Raw genomic sequence first — 3,758 nt, forward strand, 5'->3', positions numbered from 1 at the left:
GGCCTGAACGGCGCGGCCGGCTCGTCGGTGGCGCTCGGCGGCAACACGCTGGCGCTCGGCGGTGCGGGCAACGCCACGTTCGGCGGCACGCTCGGCGGCACGGGCGGTATCGTCAAGGCGGGGGCAGGCGCGCAGGCGCTGACCGGCGACAACACCTACACCGGCGGCACCACGCTGGCCGGCGGCACGTTGCTGGTCGGTTCGAACGGCGCGCTCGGCACCGGCGCGCTCGACGTGACCGGCCCGGCCACGCTCGACAGCACCGCACCCGTCACGCTCGGCAACGCCGTCAACCTCGGCAGCACGGCCAGCATCGGCGGCAGCCAGGATCTGACGCTGGCCGGCACCGTGTCCGGCACGGGCGGCCTCGTCAAGAACGGCGACGCCGGCCTGACGCTCTCCGGCGCGAACACGTTCAGCGGCGGCACCACGCTGAACGCGGGCACGCTCGCGCTCGGCGGCTCGCAGGCGCTCGGCGTGGGCGGCTTGACCGTCAACGGCGGCAGCCTGCTGCTCGGCAGCGCGTCGATCGCGCTCGGCGGGCTGAACGGCGCACCCGGCGGCACGATCGACACCGGCACCGGCGGGCTGACCGTCGACGGCGGCGGCAACTACGGCGGCACGCTGACGGGCGCGGGCTCGCTGACCAAGAACGGCGGCGACACGCTGACGCTGACCGGCGAGAACACCTACTCCGGCGGCACCACGATCGGCGGCGGCACGCTGCAGATCGGTAACGGCGGCACCACCGGCTCGATCGTCGGCGACGTGACCGACAACGGCCAGCTCGTGTTCAACCGCGGCGACAACATCACGTACGGCGGCGCGCTCGGCGGCGCCGGTTCGCTGACGCAGGCCGGCAACGGCCAGCTCACGCTGACCGGCGCGAGCACGCTGAGCGGCCCCACCACGGTGGCGGGCGGCACGCTGAACGTGGCCGGCTCGCTGGCCCAGTCACCCGTGACCGTCAACGGCGGCGCGACCGTCACCGGCACCGGCACGATCGGCGGGCTGGTGGTCAACAACGGCGCGACCGCTGCCGTCAACCAGCCCGGCTCGGCGCTGAACGTGGCGGGCAACGTGACGTTCCAGCCCGGCTCGACGCTGCAGGTCACCGCCACGCCGACGCAGAGCGGCGCGGTGTCCGCCACCGGCACGACGCAGCTCAACGGCGGCACGGTGCAGGTGCTGGCGAACACGGGCGTGTACTCGCCGTCGACGCCGTACACGATCGTCAGTTCCGCAGGCGGCCTGAGCGGCACGTTCACGGGCAGCAACAGCAACCTCGCGTTCCTGACGCCGCAGCTCACCTACACCGGCAACAACGTGGTCATGAACCTGGTGCCGAACGGCACCTCGCTGACCGACGTCGCGCAGACCGTCAACCAAACCGGCGTGGCGGGCAGCATCGGCACGCTCGGCACCGACAACCCGATCGCCAACGCGGTGCTGTCGAGCGACGTGCCCAACGCGCGCGCCGCGTACAACGCGCTGAACGGCGAGCTGTACGCCAGCATCAAGAGCGTGCTGCTGACCGACAGCCGCTACGTGCGCGATGCGGTGACGGACCGCCTGCGTCAGGGCCTCGGCGCATCGAGCGGGCCGCTCGCGGCGTTGGCTTCGGGTGGCGCGTCGATGTGCGGCGACGCCAACTCGGTGCTCTCCGGCCCGGCCGGGGCGGCGGCCGCGCAGCAGCGTTGCCAGGCCGCGCCGTATCAGCCGGTGGTGTGGGGGCAGGCGTTCGGCGGCCGCAGCCGGCTCGACGGCGACGGCAACGCGTCGTCGATCTCGCGCAGCATGACTGGCTTCATCGCGGGCGCGGACATGGGCCTCGGCGATCACTGGCGCGCGGGTATGGCGGGCAGCGTCACGCACAGCAGCTTCGACAACGACACGCAATCGTCGGCCAGCGCAGACAGCTATTCGGTGTCGGCATACGGCGGCGGCCAGTTCGGCGCGCTCGGCGTGCGCGCCGGCGCGGCCTATACGTGGCATCGCATCGACGGCGATCGCTATCCGTCGTTCGCGGGCTTCTCGGATCATGCGCAAAGCGGCATCAACGCGCAGACGGCGCAGGTGTTCGGCGAAGTGGGCTACGCGCTGCCGGCCGGGCCGATCGCGCTCGAGCCGTTCCTGAACCTGGCCTACGTGAACCTGCATACCGACGGCATGAGCGAGACGGGCGGCGCCGCGGCGCTGCGCAGCGGCAGCCAGTCGAACAACATCGGCTTCTCGACGGCCGGCCTGCGCGCGGCGACGCAGTTCAACGTGATGTCGAAGGGCGGTTTCACGGCGCGCGCGATGGCCGGCTGGCGTCACGCGTTCGGCGCGACCACGCCCGATTCGACGTTCTCGTTCGTGAGCGGCGGCAACGCATTCCAGGTGGCCGGCGTGCCGATCGCGCGCGATGCGGCGGTGGTGGAACTGGGCGTCGACGCCAACCTGACGCAACGCCTGAAGCTCGGCCTGACGTACAGCGGCCAGTACGGCAGCGGCGTGCGTGACAACGCGGTGCTCGGCAACCTGCTCTGGAAGTTCTGATCGGCCGCAGCGCCGATAGGCGAACGGATGCCGGCGCATCCGTTCGCATCCCGAAGCGTGCCGGCGGTTGCAACCGCCGTGCGCCGCCCGCCGTTCCGGTCAAGCTTGCCGTATGCCGCCGGCGGAGATTGCCGTTTCTTCACGCCGATTACAAAAACCGAACTGCCGCGACAGGAATTTCGCCGATTCACGCCAATTGATTGCACGGTTTGCAATTGAATTGCGATATTTGTCGATGAATTTCTGGCTAATTTACCGATTGCAAATTGCGATCGGAAAATCGTGCCTCCTTCAATTCGTCGACGTGAAGTGAAACAAATCGTAAGCAAATATAACGGCGCTCAAAATCCATGCTGGCAAAGGGTTTTAGCGAGGTTGGCCGGTGTGTTTAGAGTGGCCTGGAATTACCGTTTTGCCGCTGGATCAATTCCTTGTTTCAGCGGGTAACAATACGAGATTGTCATATTGAGACAAACCCTGATGGTGGTATGCTTCATGCACATTAAATTCCGCATCCCACAGCGAAAGGGGATTCGTGCATCGATGCCGTGAATTGCAGCACTGCTTCAGTGCGCAATGCATCGGTACGGCACACCCGGTAATCGTCCAATGTGCAACCCGGCCATGATCGTGCGTGCCACACGGTCATGTCGCCCCGATCGCAGCCCCGGCCCGGCTGCGTGTGGAGATATCTATGTTCTTCGATGAGCTGAACGATGAAGAATGGACACGCGTATCGACGCTGATCGCGGACGAGCCGATCCGGCTGAATCGTCGCGGGCGCCCGCGCGCGGAAACGCGCGTTGTGGCGAACGCGATTCTGTGGATCCTCACCACCGGCGAACCCTGGTCGAAGCTGCCGGGGCGCTATCCGTCCGGCCCCACCTGCCGCCGCCGTTTCGAGGAATGGCTGGCGAGCGGCACGCTCGGCGAGATGGTCGCGATGCTGACCGACATGAGCCGCCGCACGTTCGCCTACGTGCCGCCGCTGCCCGAACTCGCGGTGCCCGCGCCGAGCGCCGAGCCGGTCGTCAATAACGACCGGCTGCGCGGCGTGTTCTGGCAGAACCCCGAATCGTGGCGTCTGCCGGTGGCCGAAGCCGACGACGATTGGCGCGACGAGGAAGACGAAGCCGGCATGCGCCAGACGGTGCGCGAAGCGCCCGTGGCCGCGTCGGTCGAGCCGCTCGCGCCGCTGGCCGCGCAGCCCCAGGCCG

General features: G+C 68.6%; 2 protein-coding genes. Both read left to right on the forward strand.

Annotated elements, in window-relative coordinates:
- Nucleotides 1-2,541: autotransporter domain-containing protein (locus G3N92_RS31970; RefSeq protein WP_206131535.1), on the forward strand; the 2,541-nt coding region annotated here is incomplete at its 5' end.
- A 694-nt stretch (nucleotides 2,542-3,235) separates the two neighbouring features.
- On the forward strand, nucleotides 3,236-3,758 hold a 523-nt coding region (locus tag G3N92_RS31975), incomplete at its 3' end, for a transposase (RefSeq protein ID WP_241015153.1).

The sequence above is a fragment of the Burkholderia sp. Ac-20379 genome, from assembly GCF_017104645.1.
Lineage (GTDB): Bacteria > Pseudomonadota > Gammaproteobacteria > Burkholderiales > Burkholderiaceae > Burkholderia.